This is a genomic window from Stenotrophomonas sp. GD04054, from assembly GCF_029836955.1.
Taxonomy (GTDB): Bacteria; Pseudomonadota; Gammaproteobacteria; order Xanthomonadales; family Xanthomonadaceae; genus Stenotrophomonas; species Stenotrophomonas maltophilia_A.
Window position 1 is genome coordinate 40,155 of sequence record NZ_JAOECR010000029.1, and the last position, 16,092, is coordinate 56,246.

Sequence of the window (16,092 nt, forward strand, 5' to 3'; positions counted from 1 at the left end):
GTAATCGGTGCCGCGGGCGCGGCGACATCCGCAACACGGGCGGACACGGCGACGTACTGGCGGCGGCGGGTACGTTCGCGGAGTAAGACGGATGAAAGCGTGGCAACCCCAAGGGCGATTTGCGGTCGCGGTGGGTGCCAACCGTTGGTCGGCTGCTTGCAGCGGTGGGTGCCAACCGTTGGTCGGCTGCTTGCAGTGGTGGGTGCCAACCATTGGTCGGCTGCTTGCAGTGGTGGGTGCCAACCGTTGGTCGGCTGCTTGCAGCGGTGGGTGCCAACCGTTGGTCGGCACAGGGACGGTCATCCACGCATGGCGTGGATCTACTGCACGATGGCGACGCCGAATGGAAGACGAGTAACCCGAAGACCTGCTGTTGCCGCCAACGCGTCCAGCGCCTGCTCCGGGCGATCAATGCGCAACGCTGCACTGACGGCCGGCAGCTGCGACAGATCGCCACGCACGAAGGTCGGGCCAGCGCGATAGCGCCCGACCCATTGCACGGCCTCGGCGACGCTGGCCTGCTCCAGCAGCAGTTCACCCTGCCGCCACGCGCCGACACTGTCGGCCGCCACATCTCCCAGACGCGTCACGCCACTGCGCTCGCCATAGACCGCACGCTGTCCCACCTGCAGGTAGGTCCAGCCACCGTCGGCCGGGCTGGCCACGCGCACCCTGCCCTGTCCGACCTGGGTTTCCACCTGATCGTTGTCGCGTGCGACGGAGAACGCGGTCGAGATGTCCTCGACCACGCCATTGCCCGCGCGCACGCTGAAACGCCGCTGGGCATCCGGGCTGACCTCGAACCAGGCGCGCCCGCGCAGCAGCTCGATCCGGCGTGCATCGGCATCAAATCGCACGGCGATCGCGCTGTCCGCATCCAGCACGGCTCGACTGCCATCGGGCAGTTGCACGTTCTGCACGACATGCGTACTGCGATGGTCGGCCTGCAGCCGCAACCAGGCCTCCGGCCATGCCACCAGCACCGCCAGCGCAGCTGCAGCGGCCATTGCCCAGCGCAGCCGCCGCGGGCGCCGGCGCTCGGCGGGCCGGGCCTGCGGGCGTGGTCCGACGCTGCGCCACAGCGCGCGCTCGTGCTCGAAGGCCCGACGGTGCCCCGGCTGTGCCAGCCAGCGTTCGAACTCATGCATGCGCCCCTCGCCGATGTCACCCGAGGCCAGCCACGCGATCCAGCCCCGGGCCTGTTCGGCCAGGGCATCGTCATTGGCGGCGGGCAGCGTGTTCGGCGGGCTCATCGGCTGGCGGACAGGCGCATTCAAGCGCGGGCGGAGGAACTAGACCGCATCCACGGTCCAGTGATCAAGACGTTTCAGCGAGGGCCAGCCCCAAGCCGGGGCGATCATCGGCCGCTGCGCGCCCAGGCCAGGCGTTGCAGCGCGGTGCGCACATGGTTCTCGACGGTAGTCACCGACACACCCAGACGGCGGGCGATCTCGGCCTGGGTCAGGCCCTGCAGGCGGTTGAGCCGGAAGATGGTGCGGGTCGGCTCCGGCAGGTGTCCCGCCGCGTCGAGCACCCGCTGCAGCTCGTCCTGTGCCATCGCCTGCTCTTCGGTCGAGATCACCTCGTCCGGCCCCCACAGGTAGTGGTCGGCCAGCAGACGGTTGCGCCGGGTCGATTCGCGGCCATGGTCGGTGGCCAGGTTGGCGGCCAACCGGTACAGATAGGCGCGCGGGTTGTCGATGGCCTGGCTGTCATCGACGCCACGTGCCTTGAACCACACCGCCTGGATCACGTCCTCGGCGCCGTTGTCGCCCCCCAGGATGCGTTGCACCCGGCGCAGCAACGCAGGCCGCTCGCGGATCAGCAGTTCGGTGAGGGAGGCGGCATTGGAGGACATGCGCGGAACCGGGACGACAGACGGAAGGCGCCGCGCATGCTACTCCGTTAATGAGAATCAGTCACGTTCTCATCAATGGATGCATCCGGTCAGCCCGTCATAGACGCTCTGCGAGGTCCCCGGCAGCGGGTCATGCAGTGGATTGCGGGCGGCGAGCGCGGCATGGAAGGCTTCCACCGGGGTACCCGCCACCAGCGGCAGGCGGCACAACCAGGTCGGCTGCCGGGCCACGATCGCGCCATCGTTGCGGGACACCTCCAGATCGCTGGCGGCGAATGCCCACAGGCATTCATGCACGGTTCCCCGCACCGCATCCACCGAACAGCGCAGGCGCAGGCGCGGATATCGCTGTATTCGCCCTCGCAGAAGGTGTCGCCACAGATGGCATCGAAGCCATGCTGCAAACGGCCTTCCAGGGCAAAGAAGCGGTCCCAGTTGGCCTCCTGATGCGGGTAGTCGATCAGGTCGACATAAGGGGACGCCTGGGCCAAAGGCGCAACCAGCAGCATGCAGGTCAGGCCAAACGGCAGGGCAGACACGTTCATGGGCAGACTCCTTGGGAAGGTTGGACCAGCCTGCGCTCCCATGCCGGCCGCCCCCATCAGCCAATCCCGGCCTGCCGGGTAGGCCCCCGCCCCACAGCGCCGTCGGCCCCTCCCTCTGCACAGCGCCCGGCAAAGGCATAAAATGGGGGGCTATCCGTCTACATCCCCCACCTGGAGCACGACCATGGGTCTGGAACTCGTCTCGCCCGGCAAGAACCCGCCGGAAGAAATCAACGTCATCATCGAGATCCCGAAGGACTCGGAGCCGGTGAAGTACGAAGTGGACAAGGAAACCGGCGCGATCTTCGTCGACCGTATCCTGTCCACCCCGATGCGCTACCCCTGCAACTACGGCTACGTGCCGAGCACCCTGTGCGGCGACGGCGATCCGGCCGACGTGCTGGTGGTGCTGCCGCTGCCGCTGGTGCCGGGCTCGGTCGTGCGCTGCCGTCCGGTCGGCGTGCTGAAGATGAGCGATGAGGCGGGCAGCGACGAGAAGATCCTGGCCGTGCCGGTGTCGAAGATCTTCAGTGGCTATGCCCACGTCGAAGACATCGCCCAGGTGTCCAGCCACTGGCTGGAGCGCATCGGCCACTTCTTCGAGCACTACAAGGACCTGGAGAAGGGCAAGTGGGTCAAGCTGGACGGTTGGGGCGGCGCCGCTGAGGCCAAGCAGATCCTGATCGAGGCGCACCAGCGCCATCTCGACAGCAAGGCCTGAGCCTGAACCGGATCGCTCCGGCGGCACCCCGCCGGAGCGATGCGGGTCACGTTTCATGACGACGGCACATCACACGTGCCGCCGTATTAGGTAAATTGCGTCACTTCACACGTCGTCGACATCCATCGTCGAGACAGCCAGGGGAATGTGTCGTGCGTATTCTGCTTGTTGGGGATGCAGCCAGCCTGCCGGCCGAGCTGACCGAATTCATTGCCGATCTTGGGGAAGACTGGCAGCCGCTGACCGCCACCGATGGCCAGACCGCGATGACTGCGGTGGCCACGCAGGGCGTGGATGCGGTGATCGTCTGCCCGCAGCTGCCGGATCTCAATGCCACCACGCTGCTGGGCCAGATCCGGACCTTGCGCCCGGAAACCATCCGCATCGCGCTGATCGATGCCCAGCACGGCAACCGGCCGCCGCCGGCACGCCTGATCGGTGTCGCTCACCGTTTCCTGCCGTTGCCACTGGCACCGGAAGTGCTGCTGGAAGCGCTGACCAGCCTGGAAGAGCTGCGCGAAGTACTGGACAGCCCACGCCTGCGCGATGCCATCGGCCGTATCGAGAAGCTGCCCTCGCCGCCGCACCTGTACCTGAGCCTGACCCAAGCGCTGGAGCATGACGACGACGCCGACAGCGCCGACGTCGCCAAGCTGGTGGCGGCCGACCCGGCCATTGCCGCGAAGGTGCTGCAGCTGTCGAACTCGGCGTTCTTCAGCCAGGGACGCACCATCGCTGACCTGCGCACGGCCGTGACCCGCCTGGGCCTGTCGACGCTGCGCGACCTGGTTCTGGCCAGCGAGGTGTTTTCCGCACCCACGCTGTCCACCGCCGAACGCAATTCGCTGCAGCAGCGCGCCCTGCTCGCCTCGCGCCTGGCCGCGCGCCTGCTGCCCGAATCCAGTGCCGAACTGGGCGCGACCGCCGCTCTGCTGGCCGACATCGGCCTGCTGCTGCCCGGCGTACGCAACGAGCGCAGCGAACCGTCGCTGGCCGGTGACACCCGCCCCGGCCATGCCGAGGCCGGCGCCTACCTGCTGGGCCTGTGGGGCCTGCCGATGCCGATCATCGAAGCGGTTGCCTTCCACCTGCAGCCGCAGCGCGCCAATACGCGCAGCTTCTGGGTGACCGGTGCGGTGCATGTGGCGCTGGCGCTGGTCAACGGCGATCCGGTGGATGAGGACTACCTGCAGCGCGCAGGTGTACTCAACAGGCTGCCGCAGTGGCGCGAGCATGCCAATGCGTTGATGGGACTGGTACCCAGCGAGGCCTGAGCTGTCAACGCAGGAACAACCTCGAAGGCGCGCCCAAAGGCGCGCCTTTTTTTGCATCAGCGCGCGCCGCAGGCGTCCTGCACGCAGTGGCGATACTGCAGATCGCACATGACCTTCGAATTGCCTGCAGCCAGGCATTGCTGGCGCAGCTCTTCGCAGTACAGCCCGCCCCCACAGACGCCACCGGTCTGGGCGAACACCGCACCCACCAATGTTGCATAGATCAGTGCAGCAGCAGACAGTTTGTGCAACAGCGTGCTCTTCATCGCTCTCTCCATGTGCAAGTGTCCGAAAGTGGACCCAGCAACTGTGTTGATTACGACACGACAGGAACGTGACTCTGCTCACCTTCCACGACATTTCGGAATTCCCCTACAAAAAAAGAGGGCGGACCTTGCGGTCCGCCCTCCCGGTATTGCTATCGCACTTCGAACGATCAGAAGCGCTGGGTGTACTTCATGTACAGGAAGCGACCGACGTCGAAGCCACCATAGTAGGCGAAGCTCGAGTTCGGCGCCGAGTACTGCAGCGCACCGCGGTGATCGAACACGTTGTTCGCACCCAGGGCGATGGTGGCATCCCACGGAGCCTTCCAGCTGACCTGCACGTCGTGGAAGGTGTTGGAGCCGGTGTGGCGCAGCGGATCCGGCTCACCATTGGCGTAGTGGTTCGGGGCGTCGCACCATGCGTCGTCGATGCAGCTTTCCTTCATGCCCGAGTAGTAACGAGCAGTCCAGTTGACACCGAAGTCACCCAGCTCCCAGTTCACGCCCAGGTTCGAACGGACGCGGAACAGGCCCGGCTCACCAACGCGACCGATGGTGATGTTCTCACCCTTCTTGTTCTGGCCGGCTTCGTCGTACTTGGCCAGGTAGCTGGTCTGCCAGTCGATGCTGAACTTGCCGATCGACAGTTCCGGCAGGCGGTACTTGACACCCAGGTCGTAGCCTTCGGTCTCCATCGAGCCGAGGTTGGCCAGGCCGTAGGTCAGCGCCTCGATATGGCCATCGGCGGCACGGGTGACGCCTTCGCAGCGAGCTGCGTTGCCCAACACGTAGCAGTCACGCAGGATGCGATCAACGCTGTCAGCGATGATCATGTTCTTCAGCTCGTAGCGGTACCAGTCGAGCGAGATGTCCAGGCCCTGCACCCAACGCGGGCTCCAGACCAGGCCAACCGTCTTGCTCTTGGAGGTTTCCGGCTTCAGAGCCGAATTCGAACCGCTGACGAACTGGTCCGGGGTCGCGCACGGGAAGGTGCTGCAAGGCGCGAAGCCCTGGCCGACCTGCACGTAGTTGGCCGGCACGCCAGCCCCGGCGCAGGCAGCATTGCCAGCGACGTTGCCCGGCGAGGTCGAACCGCACGGATCGGTGTAACGCTCGAAGCTCGAGTTGGTGCCGCCGTACAGATCGTCGACGGTCGGCGCGCGGAAGCCTTCTGCGTAGGTACCGCGGACCAGCAGCTCTTCGATCGGGCGCCACACCAGGCCGAACTTCGAGTTGATCGTGTCACCGAAGTTGCTGTAGTCGGAGTAGCGGCTGGCGACGTTGAAGGTCAGTTCCTTGGCAAACGGCAGGTCCGACAGGATCGGCACGTTCAGTTCCAGGTAGAACTCATCCAGCGAGTAGTTGCCCGAGGTGGTGGTCGACGCCAGGCCGGTCGACTGGCCCGACTGACGGAAGGCGTCCGGCACGAAGCGGCCTTCTTCCTTGCGGTGCTCGTAGCCCATGGCCACGCCCAGGTCACCGGCCGGCAGCTCGAACAGCGAACCGGACAGGTTGGCGGTGTAGCTGGTGGTCTTGGTCACACCGGTGTCGGTGTAGGTCGGGAACAGGAAGTTCTGCAGATCACGGTCGGCAAGCGAGCCCTGGCCGTTGACGCCATACGGCAGCAGCGGGTTCCACGGACGGCACTGGCTCAGCGGGATCGGGTTGGCGGCGGTGCCGCACTGGGCAACACCCTGGCCGTTGATGAACGACTTGCCAAGTGCCTGCTCGGATGCGATCAGGCTCATGTCGCCATAGCCGGTCTTGGTCAGCTCGTTGCGGTTCCACAGCGCACCGACGTCCCAATCCCAGGTCTTGCCGGCGAATTCGAAGAAGCCGCTCAGGCTCGGCGCAAAGCGCAGGGTCTTGAGGTCGCTCTTGGTGGTACGCGGCACTTCCCACAGGCGGCGACGGAACTCGACGTCCTGACCGATCGGGTTGAACGCGCTGTCCTTCGACAGCGGGGTACCGAACGACAGCGACTGGTACGGGTAACCCGCGATCTGCTGGTCAGTGGTGCGTTGGTTGTACAGCACGTCAGCATTGAAGGTGATCGAGTCGGCCAGATCGTAGCTGCCGTTGACGTACACGGACTTACGCTCGATGCCTGTCTGCACCATCATCTGCTGGTTGGCATTGGAGTACTCGGCCGGGGTCAGCAGGTGGTAGTCGGCCGCATTCTTCGGGTCACCGCCCGGATTCAGGGTCATCCACTCCGGCTGCGGCTGGCCTGCAGCGCGCGGCTTGCAGTCGCCCCACACGCGCGGGTCGCACCAGGTGCTGTTCTGGCTCAGCGGGCTCCAATCACCGGAGGTGGTGTTCGGGCCCAGGCCGCCGTCGCGGCTGAACCAACGATCCTTCGCCCACACCGGATCCTGCTTGGAGTATTCGGCCGACAGGGTCACGCCGCCACGCTCGCCTTCGGAGCCGAGGGTGAACGAGTAGGTGTTGGTGTCGCCGTCGCCGCGGCCGTACTGGCCGACATAGACGCTGGCTTCAGCACCGTCGAAGCGCTTGCGGGTGATCACATTGACCACGCCAGCGATGGCGTCCGAACCGTAGATGGCGGAGGCGCCATCCTTCAGCACTTCGATGCGCTCGACGGCGGCCATCGGAATCTGGCTCAGATCCTGGTAGCCGGCAGTGGTCGCGCCCAGGCGCTTGCCGTTCATCAGCACCAGGGTGCGCTGCGCGCCCAGGTTGCGCAGGTCGACGTAGTAGCCGCCAACGTTTTCGCCGGAGGACAGCGAGTCCGCACGGGAAATGGCCGGCGAACCTGCCGAGGTCAGGTTCTGCAGGACATCGGCGACGGTGGTGTAGCCCTGCTTTTCCAGGTTCTCACGGCTCAGGGTGAGGACCGGCTGCTGGGTCTCCATCGAGGCGCCGCGGATGCGCGAGCCCGTGATTTCGATGCGATCCAGGGTGGTCGCATCCTTTGCTTCCTGTGCAGAAGCAAAGGCGGGCGTCAGCGCCAACGCAATGCCAGCCGGCAGAAGGCCCAGCCGCACTGCGGGATTACGAACGTTCATCTATCTCTCCAAGGTACGTGTTAGCAGCGTGTTAAAACACCCCAGCACGTTACGATTGCGTTGCAGCGCTGTATTTGCGCGAACCAACCGGAGACTTTGCAGATTGTGGCGGCAGCAAGCCGCCGTTCTCCCTGAAGCGCGATGCGGACTGGCCGTAGCGGGCGCGGAACGCACGCGCGAAGCTGCAGCAGTTGTCGAAGCCACTGGCTGCAGCAACTTCGCCGACCATCATGTCGGTGTCACGCAGCAGGTCGGCAGCGCGCTCAAGGCGCAGCCGCGCCGAAAGCGACTGCGGGCTTTCCTCGTACAGGCTCTGGAAGGTCTTGGAGAGATACCAGCTGGAGAAGTTGGTCAGCTCGGCCAGTTCACCGATGCGCACCACGCGGTGGCTGTTGCCTTCCAGGTACAGGCGGGCGCGCTGCATGCGGCCGAACACCTGGCGCTTGCGGCTGCGCGAGCGCCCCGGGCAACGCTGCACGTTGTCGGCCAGCCCACGCTGCAGGCCCGCCAGGTGCAGCAGCAGCGGGCGCAGTGCCTGTGCCGGCTGGCCACTGGCCAGCGCATCGCGCCACAGGCGCAGCGCAACGCGGGCATCGCCACGGTTCATGCGGCCACGCCCGGCATACAGACCGCAATCGGCCATCTCGGCCAGCACGCGCAGCGCTTCGACCGTCAGGTTCAGGCCAACGCACAAGCCGTTGCGACCGGCCTGCACCAGCGGCCGCGACTCCTTCTCGAAGGCGATCCACTCGCCCTGGCGCAAGCGGAAGCGTCCTTCCTTCGCTTCCACCCAGGAGCTGCCGCGCACCTGCATCCACACAGTGAAGCTGCTGCCTGCGGTCTGCAGGCTGCCGAGCCGGGCCACGCCCAGGCAGGTCGGCGCAGCATCGTCGAGCGACCGGTCCAGAGAGACGGTTTGGCCGCGATCGGCCAGCGAGAGTTGACGCATGGGGGCACCACGGATTTGCCTAGTACAGGCCTCCGTTTTGCCAAATCAGGCGGCACCACGTCAGGAAAGTCAGACGAGATCGCCACGAATTCGCGGCGAGGTCGCCACGAAGAAATTACGAAGGCCCATTTCCGTTGAACAACAACAACTTGGAGAACGCCGGAAGCAGCGTCGGCGAGCGCTCGGGCAAACGCATCACACCGATGTCGGCACCGTCGCTGACCGCCATTGCCACGAACAGGGTGCGCCCATCGGCGCCGGCACTCAGCCCGTTGCCGGCACTGAGGCGTTCCGCATCCAGGCAGCGTTCCGGTTCCTCGCGCCCGGCCTGGATCAGCACCAGTGTCGTACCGCAGCGGGTGGACGTACCGAGATAGCCGATCGCACTGTTGCCGGCCACGGTCCAGGCCCGGTACCGCCACCGGCTGGGCTGGTCATCGCTGATCTGCTGCACGCTGCCTGGCGCCAGCGCCGCATCCACCGACCACAGGCCACCTGCTGCCAGGCGGGTGAACAGCACACGCCCGCTGCTGCGATCGAACCGCGCCTGAGACACGCCCTCGATGCTGGCAAGGCGGCGCCAAGGCTGCACGCTTCGATCAAACAGGCTCAGCCGGGTCTGTTGCTGGTCATCGCGCTCGACTACCAGCAGCTGGTCCGGGTTTGCGCCGTACAGTGCCTGCAGCGGCTGCTCCGACGGTACCGGCAACGGCTGGACGCGTTCGTCACGTGGGGCGATCTCATAGACCACCGTGCGTCCGTGTTCGTCGCGCCCGACCACCAGCAACCGCCGGCTGTCGGCCGACCAGTCCGGTGCCTGACGTGCCTCCGGCCGCAATCCTTCGATAGGCCGCAGCGAATCGGGGCGCTCCATGTCCGCCCACCACAGCGCGAAGCTGCCTGAACGATCAGACGTGAACACCAGTTGGCGTCCATCCGGCGCCGCCATCGGCTGCCCATCCCGGCCGCTGGACGCAAACAGGCGCTGCGGGGGTGAACCGCCCTCCATCGGCACCTTGAAGATGCCGAACTGCGCGCGGCGGTGAACGAAGGCCAGCATCCCCGCGCGGCGCGCCGTCGCCGGCCATTGTGCGTCGTCGAGCCCGGCGTCGCGCAGCGTGCGGCTCTCGACGTCCAGGTAGTACAGGCGCACCTCACTGTCGACACGGCGTCCAAACACGATCGTCCGGCCATCACGCAACCAGGCCCAGCCACGCAGTTCAGCGGCCTCGTTGGTCAGCTGCTCGGGCGTGCCACCTGCGGCCGGCATGCGCCACAGGTCGCCCAGCTGCGGATTGCGCACGAATACCAGCCACTTGCCATCAGGCGAGTAGCGCGGCGCATAGTCGAAGTCATCCTCGGCGACACCGTAGTCCAGCGCCTCCCATTGGCCACTGGCCAGATCAAGCTTGCGGATGCCGCGATGGGCATAGCGCCCCACCATGCTGCCGAACACCAGACCACGGCCGTCCGGCGTCCAGTCGAAACTGAGCAGCTCGGTGCCATCGCACCGTGTGGCCTGGCGCAGGGCACCACCGGTCGCGCTGGCGATCAGCACCTGGCAACCGCCGTTGTTGCTGAACCGCGCGAAGGCGATCTCGCGTCCATCCGGCGACCAGCTCGGGAAGCGATCGACCGAGCCGGCCGGCGGAGCCAGCAGCTGCCGCGCAGGCGCGTTGCCGGAGGTCTGCACCTTGATCGCGCCACCGCCCTGCCCGTCTTCGTTGGCGCCCTCATAGGCCACCAATGAACCATCGGGTGAAAGCGTGGGATAGGTTTCAAAGCCGCTGGTCGCGGTGATCAACCGATAGGGACGCTGCGGGCTGCCGATCACGCGCGTGCCGTTCTCCACGGCCGCGTCCACAGCTGAACTGCTGGCCGGTGCCCGCCGCAGCAGCAGCGCGGTCAGCACCACCACCGTGGTCAGCATCAGCACGCCCAGCACCAGCAGTACGCGCCGGCGGACGTGGCGCCAGCGGCGGCGCGATGCCTGCACGTGTGGCGGCATCATCTCGGCGATGGCCATCGCCGGTTGCATGTCCACGATTTCGTCATCGGCTCCCGCGGGCGGCGCCGGCTCGACATCGTCCAGTACCTGCACCGGCACCAGCAGGCGATAGCCGGTCTTGGCGATGGTCTCGATATAGGCCTGGCCGTTGTCGTCGTCGTTGCTGAACGCCTTGCGCAGCTGGGTGACGGCCTGGGTAAGCACATCATTGGTCGGCAGCGTGTCCGGCCAGACTTCCGCGAACAGTTCATCGCGGGTGACAACACGCCCCGGCTGGCGCAGCAGCACACGCAGCACGCCCAGCGCCTTCGGCGTCAGCCGACGCGGGCGACGCGCACCGACGACCTCGACTTCGCGCGAGGACAGAGTGACAGTGCACTCTCCTATCCGGATCCGATCGAATCCGGGGGGCTGGTTTTCACTGCTGTTCATTTTCCGCTACACAGTAGAGACAGGTCCGGGGCAGCGTTTGCCTTCGATACCCTCCCGTCCTGGGAACAGCAAAAAGCCAGACTCCGCACAAAGCATCGGCGCATACCGCAAAAACAATGAAGCGGGCGAATACTAGCCTATGCGGGTTACCTCGCCTATCGCGTGGTCGACATCCAGGCTCTCTCTCGCCGACGCATTCACATAATTTGCTGCACCATTCGCGCCCTGCGGGGCGCGAAATTTTTATCTGGCGTTCATTTTCACATGCGCCGCAGCATGGTCAATCCAACCAGTCGCGAAACCACCAAAGCTACGTACATCACGCCTGAAAACTGCTCCAGCATGACCAAGGCGCGCGCCTGCGGATGCAGTGGCACAACGTCGCTCAAGCCAACACCCGAGAGCAAACTGAAGCTCAGATAAAGAAGCTCCATCCAGGTGCGCTGCGCGCCACCACCGGTGCCCTGGAAACTGCCCGGATACCATTGCTGGCACACGGCGAAAGCAAACGCGAAGGCCCACGCCAGCAACGTGAATGTCGCACCTGCTGCGAACAGTTCATCGCGGGTGACTTTATGGTCCTGGAGCATGTAGGCGATGAGCGCACCGGCCGTATAGAAGTACAGCAGGCTTTCCAGCAGCTGCGCGGTGGTCAGCAGCGCACTGCGATCCAGCAGTGCGCCGGCCAGCGAGAACACCACCGAAGGAATGGCCAGCAGCAGTGCCAGCCAGGTGCCCAGCGGACTGCGCTGGACCACCCACAGCGCCAGGCCGAGTACTGCCATGCCGAACATGCCCAGCGCCGCACGGCCGCCGGCGGTGTCATCAAGTGCGGGATACAGCAGCACCGCGATCAACTGGGCACCCAGCAGCCAGGCCGAAGGATGGCGGCGGGCAATGGCCAGCCAGCGGGTGGTGATGGCAACGGGCATGGCGTCCTTCCCCAGGGTGATGGGCGGAGGATAGCCGGGAGCGGCGTGATGAGCGGTAGTGCCGGCCACTGGCCGGCACTCTCCCCGGTCCCACGCACGACGGAATGCCGGCCAGCGGCCGGCACTACCCGTTACACGTCAGCCCTGGTGATAGACCTCGGCGCCGGCCGCGCGAAACTCCTTCGACTTCTCCTTCATGCCGGCCTCGGCGTAGTCGCGCACGTCCTGGGTGATCTTCATCGAACAGAAGTGCGGGCCGCACATCGAGCAGAAATGCGCCAGCTTGTGCGCATCCTTCGGCAGGGTCTCATCATGGAATTCCTTGGCCTTCTCCGGGTCCAGCCCGAGATGGAACTGGTCTTCCCAGCGGAACTCGAAGCGCGCCTTGCTCAGCGCGTTGTCGCGCACCTGCGCGCCGGGGTGTCCCTTGGCCAGGTCGGCCGCATGCGCGGCGATACGGTAGGCCATGATGCCGTCGCGTACGTCCTGGCGGTTGGGCAAGCCGAGGTGTTCCTTCGGCGTCACGTAGCAGAGCATGGCCGTACCAAACCAGCCGATCATTGCCGCACCGATCGCGCTGGTGATGTGGTCGTAGCCCGGTGCGATGTCGGTGGTCAGAGGGCCCAGCGTATAGAACGGCGCTTCGCCACACTCGCGCAGCTGCTTGTCCATGTTCTCCTTGATCAGCTGCATCGGCACGTGGCCGGGGCCTTCGATCATGGTCTGCACGTCATGCTTCCAGGCGATCTTCGTCAACTCACCCAGCGTCTCCAGCTCACCGAACTGCGCCGCGTCGTTGGCATCTGCGATGCAGCCCGGGCGCAGGCCGTCACCCAGCGAGAAGGTCACGTCATAGGCCTTCATGATCTCGCAGATCTCTTCGAAATGCGTGTAGAGGAAATTCTCCTTGTGGTGCGCCAGGCACCACTTGGCCATGATCGAGCCACCACGGCTGACGATGCCGGTGACCCGCTTGGCGGTGAGCGGCACATAGCGCAGCAGCACGCCGGCGTGGATGGTGAAGTAGTCCACGCCCTGCTCGGCCTGCTCGATCAGTGTGTCGCGGAAGATCTCCCAGGTGAGTGCTTCGGCGCGGCCATCGACCTTCTCAAGCGCCTGGTAGATCGGCACGGTACCGATCGCCACCGGCGAGTTGCGGATGATCCACTCGCGGGTCTCATGGATGTGCTTGCCGGTGGACAGGTCCATCACCGTGTCACCGCCCCAGCGGATCGCCCACACCAGCTTCTCCACCTCCTCGGCAATGCCCGAGGACACGGCGCTGTTGCCGATGTTGGCGTTGATCTTGGTCAGGAAATTGCGGCCGATGATCATCGGCTCGCTTTCCGGATGGTTGATGTTGTTGGGCAGCACCGCACGGCCGCGGGCGATTTCGTCGCGCACGAACTCCGGGGTGATGATCTTCTGGATCGACGCGCCGAACGCCTCGCCCGGGTGCTGCTGCAGCAGGCCGGCATCGCGGATCGCGTCCAGCCGCTGGTTCTCGCGGATGGCGACGAATTCCATTTCCGGCGTGATGATGCCGCGGCGCGCGTAGTGCATCTGGGTGACGTTGGCACCTGCACGCGCACGGCGTGGCAGGCTGCGCGCGGGGAAGCGCACCGCATCGAGCTTCGGGTCATGCTCGCGATCGCGACCGAACGAAGAACTCAGTCCTTCCAGCCGCTCGGTATCACCGCGTTCTTCCACCCAGCCGCGACGCAGTGCCGGCAAACCAGCGGACAGATCGATGCGCACCTCCGGATCGGTGTACGGGCCCGACGTGTCGTAAACGGTCACCGGTGCATTCTCTTCGCCGCCGAACAAGGTCGGCGTGCGGGTCAGCGCGATCTCGCGCATCGGCACCTGCAGATCCGGGCGTGAACCGGGCACGTGGATCTTGCGCGAGCCGGGAATGGGCCGGGTCACGGATTCGGAGAGTTGCTGGGCCTGTTGCTGCAGGGCGGAGAGCTGTGCGTTCATCGGGCATCGTCCAGGAAGGTCAGGGACGAAGCGGCGGCGCACTGCTGCCGCGCCCGGACGGTCCTTGGGCGGAGTCCGGGCATGGCTGCACTGCAAAGCTTCCCTACGCCGGTATGAGCCGGATCAGGTTCCAAGGGACTGTCTCAACCGTGGCCACATGGCCGCGGTACCCCCGCTTCTTGGTGTGCATTAGAGCATAGAACGCACTGCAGCTCCTGGCTGTTCCATCCACGCACGGCGTGGATCCGCTGTTTCTGTATTAACAGAACCGTGACATCGCATTCAGTAACGTGCACGCGCATCGTGCCGCTGCGGCCGGTGTTTCCCCGCCGCCTCCGCGGCCCCTGCCCGGTCTGTGCTGCATGTCGCCGGCCCCTCGCAGCAAGCTCTGCTCGCTCCCCTCAATCCCTTGATCGGAGAAGCTCCTTCATGGTGTTTCGCGTTTCCATCGCACTGGTTCTGCTTCTGGTGCTGCTTGCCGGTGTTGCACCCGGCCCCTTCAATACCGTGGTGCAGTCGGTACTGGCCGATGTCATCCGCAGTGTCGGCTGGCTCTATCTTCTGGTCGTGTTCCTGGCGCTGACATTCCTGATGTACCTGGCATTCGGTCGCTTCGGCAACCTGCGCATCGGCGGTGAAGATGCCGAGCCGGAGTTCTCGCGCGCCAGCTGGATGTCGATGCTGTTCGCCGCCGGCATGGGCATCGGCCTGGTGTTCTGGGGCGCCGCCGAGCCGATTTCCCACTTCACCAAGCCTCCGGAAGGCCTCGCACCGCAGAGCATGGACGCGGCGCGGGCTTCGATGCGCTATGCATTCTTCCATTGGGGTCTGCATCCATGGGCAATCTACGCGCTGATCGGCCTGGCGATGGCCTGGTTCCAGTTCAACCGCAATGGCCGTGGACTGGTCAGTGACATGCTGCAACCGATCATCGGCCGGCACCATCGCGGCTGGATCGGACGCGTGGTCAACATCGCCGCGGTTGTTGCCACTGCCATTGGCGTGGCCACCACGCTGGGCTTCGGTACCATCCAGATCGCTGCCGGCATGGAACGCGTGTTCGGCCTGCACGCGGGTGTGCCACTGCAGCTGACCATCATCGCCATCGCGTTCGTGCTGTACATGGCGTCCACCGCCAGCGGAGTCGAGCGCGGGGTGAAGTGGCTGTCCAACTTCAACCTTGCGCTGGCCGCGCTTCTTGCGGCCACCGTACTGGTGCTGGGTCCGACCGGATTCATCTTCGATACGTTCACCACCACACTGGGGTCGTACCTCAACCAGCTGGTGACGATGAGCCTGCGCATGTCACCGTTCTCGGGCAGCACATGGGTGGCGGACTGGACCATCTTCTACTGGGCGTGGTGGATTTCCTGGGCCCCGTTCGTCGGCTCGTTCATCGCGCGCATCTCGCGTGGGCGCAGCGTCCGCGAGTTCGTCATCGGCGTCGTGCTGGCACCCACGGTGCTGGGCTTCTTCTGGTTCGCGGTGTTTGGTGGTACTGCGCTGTGGGCGCAGATCTTCGGCCACGCCGACCTGGTGCAGGCGCTGGGCAATGGCTATGAAACGGTGCTGTTCACCCTGTTTGACAGCATGCCGCTGCCCTTGCTGCTTTCCTGCATCGCACTGGTGCTGCTGATGATCTTCTTCGTGACATCAGCCGATTCGGCGGTGCTGGTACTGGCCAGCATGTCCACTGACGAGGCAGGCGATCCGCCGTTGAAGCGCAAGCTGGCCTGGGGCATCGCGGTGGCGCTGATCGCAGCGGCGTTGCTGCTGGCCGGTGGCCTGGATGCACTGCAGGGCATGATCACGATTGCGGCGTTGCCATTCGCGCTGCTGATGGTGCTGGTGATGGTGTCGCTGTACCGGGCTGGACCAGGAGTACACGCGCGAGCGGCGGCAGGCGCAGCGCCAGCGGCATATGATCGATGCGTGGATCGCGCGCGAGATGGCGGCGCAGGAGGAGACCCAGGCGGAGGCGGCGCGCGCGCACGATCAGGATTGAGGGTGTTTTGCAGCCTGCGGCTGCACCGCTTTTTCAAGCAAGTGCAAATTCAAAAGCCAGGGCAGCTCTGGGTTTCTGCTGGTTGGGCGG

Annotated in this window: 10 protein-coding genes, 2 pseudogenes and 1 riboswitch; of the genes and pseudogenes, 3 read left to right on the forward strand and 9 right to left on the reverse strand. The window is 65.5% G+C overall.

All coding sequences use genetic code 11. The annotated features are described in order from the left end of the window. Positions 1-320 precede the first annotated feature (320 nt). The 3 genes and pseudogenes from N7573_RS14180 to N7573_RS14190 all read right to left on the reverse strand — a co-directional run bounded on the left by N7573_RS14180 (position 321) and on the right by N7573_RS14190 (position 2,403). Entirely contained in the window at positions 321-1,253 is a 933-nt protein-coding gene (locus N7573_RS14180) for a FecR domain-containing protein (protein ID WP_279913022.1), read from the reverse strand. A gap of 104 nt (positions 1,254-1,357) precedes the next feature. Continuing rightward, positions 1,358-1,858 (reverse strand): RNA polymerase sigma factor, encoded by a 501-nt coding sequence (locus N7573_RS14185; RefSeq protein ID WP_014038389.1) that lies wholly within the window; start codon positions 1,856-1,858, stop codon positions 1,358-1,360. Between the two features lie 72 nt (positions 1,859-1,930). After that, positions 1,931-2,403 (reverse strand): annotated as a pseudogene (locus N7573_RS14190) (hypothetical protein). A 184-nt stretch (positions 2,404-2,587) separates the two neighbouring features. Here N7573_RS14190 and ppa point away from each other — a divergent pair. Further along, on the forward strand, positions 2,588-3,124 hold the full coding sequence (gene ppa, locus N7573_RS14195; protein WP_005410935.1) for an inorganic diphosphatase: 537 nt from the start codon (positions 2,588-2,590) through the stop codon (positions 3,122-3,124). A gap of 152 nt (positions 3,125-3,276) precedes the next feature. Next, on the forward strand, positions 3,277-4,398 hold the full coding sequence (locus tag N7573_RS14200) for an HDOD domain-containing protein (protein ID WP_032128397.1): 1,122 nt from the start codon (positions 3,277-3,279) through the stop codon (positions 4,396-4,398). Positions 4,399-4,454: 56 nt separating this feature from the next. On the opposite strand, the gene N7573_RS14205 is transcribed toward N7573_RS14200, so the two are convergent. The 6 genes from N7573_RS14205 to thiC all read right to left on the reverse strand — a co-directional run bounded on the left by N7573_RS14205 (position 4,455) and on the right by thiC (position 13,997). Continuing rightward, positions 4,455-4,664 carry a hypothetical protein gene (locus N7573_RS14205; RefSeq protein ID WP_032128398.1) on the reverse strand — a complete coding sequence of 70 codons (210 nt, stop codon included), beginning with the start codon at positions 4,662-4,664 and terminating at the stop codon, positions 4,455-4,457. Between the two features lie 170 nt (positions 4,665-4,834). Then, complete coding sequence (locus N7573_RS14210) at positions 4,835-7,693, reverse strand: TonB-dependent receptor (protein ID WP_121504427.1); 2,859 nt, start codon at positions 7,691-7,693, stop codon at positions 4,835-4,837. A gap of 49 nt (positions 7,694-7,742) precedes the next feature. Further along, positions 7,743-8,642 carry a helix-turn-helix transcriptional regulator gene (locus N7573_RS14215; RefSeq protein WP_032128400.1) on the reverse strand — a complete coding sequence of 300 codons (900 nt, stop codon included), beginning with the start codon at positions 8,640-8,642 and terminating at the stop codon, positions 7,743-7,745. Between the two features lie 115 nt (positions 8,643-8,757). Further along, positions 8,758-11,082, reverse strand: coding sequence for a winged helix-turn-helix domain-containing protein (locus tag N7573_RS14220; RefSeq protein WP_071228159.1), 2,325 nt, complete (start codon positions 11,080-11,082; stop codon positions 8,758-8,760). A gap of 260 nt (positions 11,083-11,342) precedes the next feature. Then, positions 11,343-12,014: an ion channel gene (locus N7573_RS14225; protein ID WP_032128402.1), complete on the reverse strand. Its 672-nt coding sequence runs from the start codon at positions 12,012-12,014 to the stop codon at positions 11,343-11,345. Between the two features lie 138 nt (positions 12,015-12,152). Then, positions 12,153-13,997, reverse strand: coding sequence for a phosphomethylpyrimidine synthase ThiC (gene thiC, locus N7573_RS14230; RefSeq protein WP_049421745.1), 1,845 nt, complete (start codon positions 13,995-13,997; stop codon positions 12,153-12,155). Positions 13,998-14,079: 82 nt separating this feature from the next. After that, positions 14,080-14,181, reverse strand: a riboswitch (TPP riboswitch). 245 nt (positions 14,182-14,426) lie between these two features. Between thiC and N7573_RS14235 the strand changes: the two are divergent. Further along, positions 14,427-16,002, forward strand: a pseudogene (locus N7573_RS14235) (BCCT family transporter). Positions 16,003-16,092: the final 90 nt, after the last annotated feature.

Bases quoted from the DNA above. Each gene is read 5' to 3' on its own strand.
- N7573_RS14180 (WP_279913022.1), bottom strand. From the start codon at position 1,253: ATGAGCCCGCCGAACACGCTGCCCGCCGCCAATGACGATGCCCTGGCC.
- N7573_RS14185 (WP_014038389.1), bottom strand. From the start codon at position 1,858: ATGTCCTCCAATGCCGCCTCCCTCACCGAACTGCTGATCCGCGAGCGG.
- ppa (WP_005410935.1), top strand. From the start codon at position 2,588: ATGGGTCTGGAACTCGTCTCGCCCGGCAAGAACCCGCCGGAAGAAATC.
- N7573_RS14205 (WP_032128398.1), bottom strand. From the start codon at position 4,664: ATGAAGAGCACGCTGTTGCACAAACTGTCTGCTGCTGCACTGATCTAT.
- N7573_RS14210 (WP_121504427.1), bottom strand. From the start codon at position 7,693: ATGAACGTTCGTAATCCCGCAGTGCGGCTGGGCCTTCTGCCGGCTGGC.
- N7573_RS14215 (WP_032128400.1), bottom strand. From the start codon at position 8,642: ATGCGTCAACTCTCGCTGGCCGATCGCGGCCAAACCGTCTCTCTGGAC.
- N7573_RS14220 (WP_071228159.1), bottom strand. From the start codon at position 11,082: ATGAACAGCAGTGAAAACCAGCCCCCCGGATTCGATCGGATCCGGATA.
- N7573_RS14225 (WP_032128402.1), bottom strand. From the start codon at position 12,014: ATGCCCGTTGCCATCACCACCCGCTGGCTGGCCATTGCCCGCCGCCAT.
- thiC (WP_049421745.1), bottom strand. From the start codon at position 13,997: ATGAACGCACAGCTCTCCGCCCTGCAGCAACAGGCCCAGCAACTCTCC.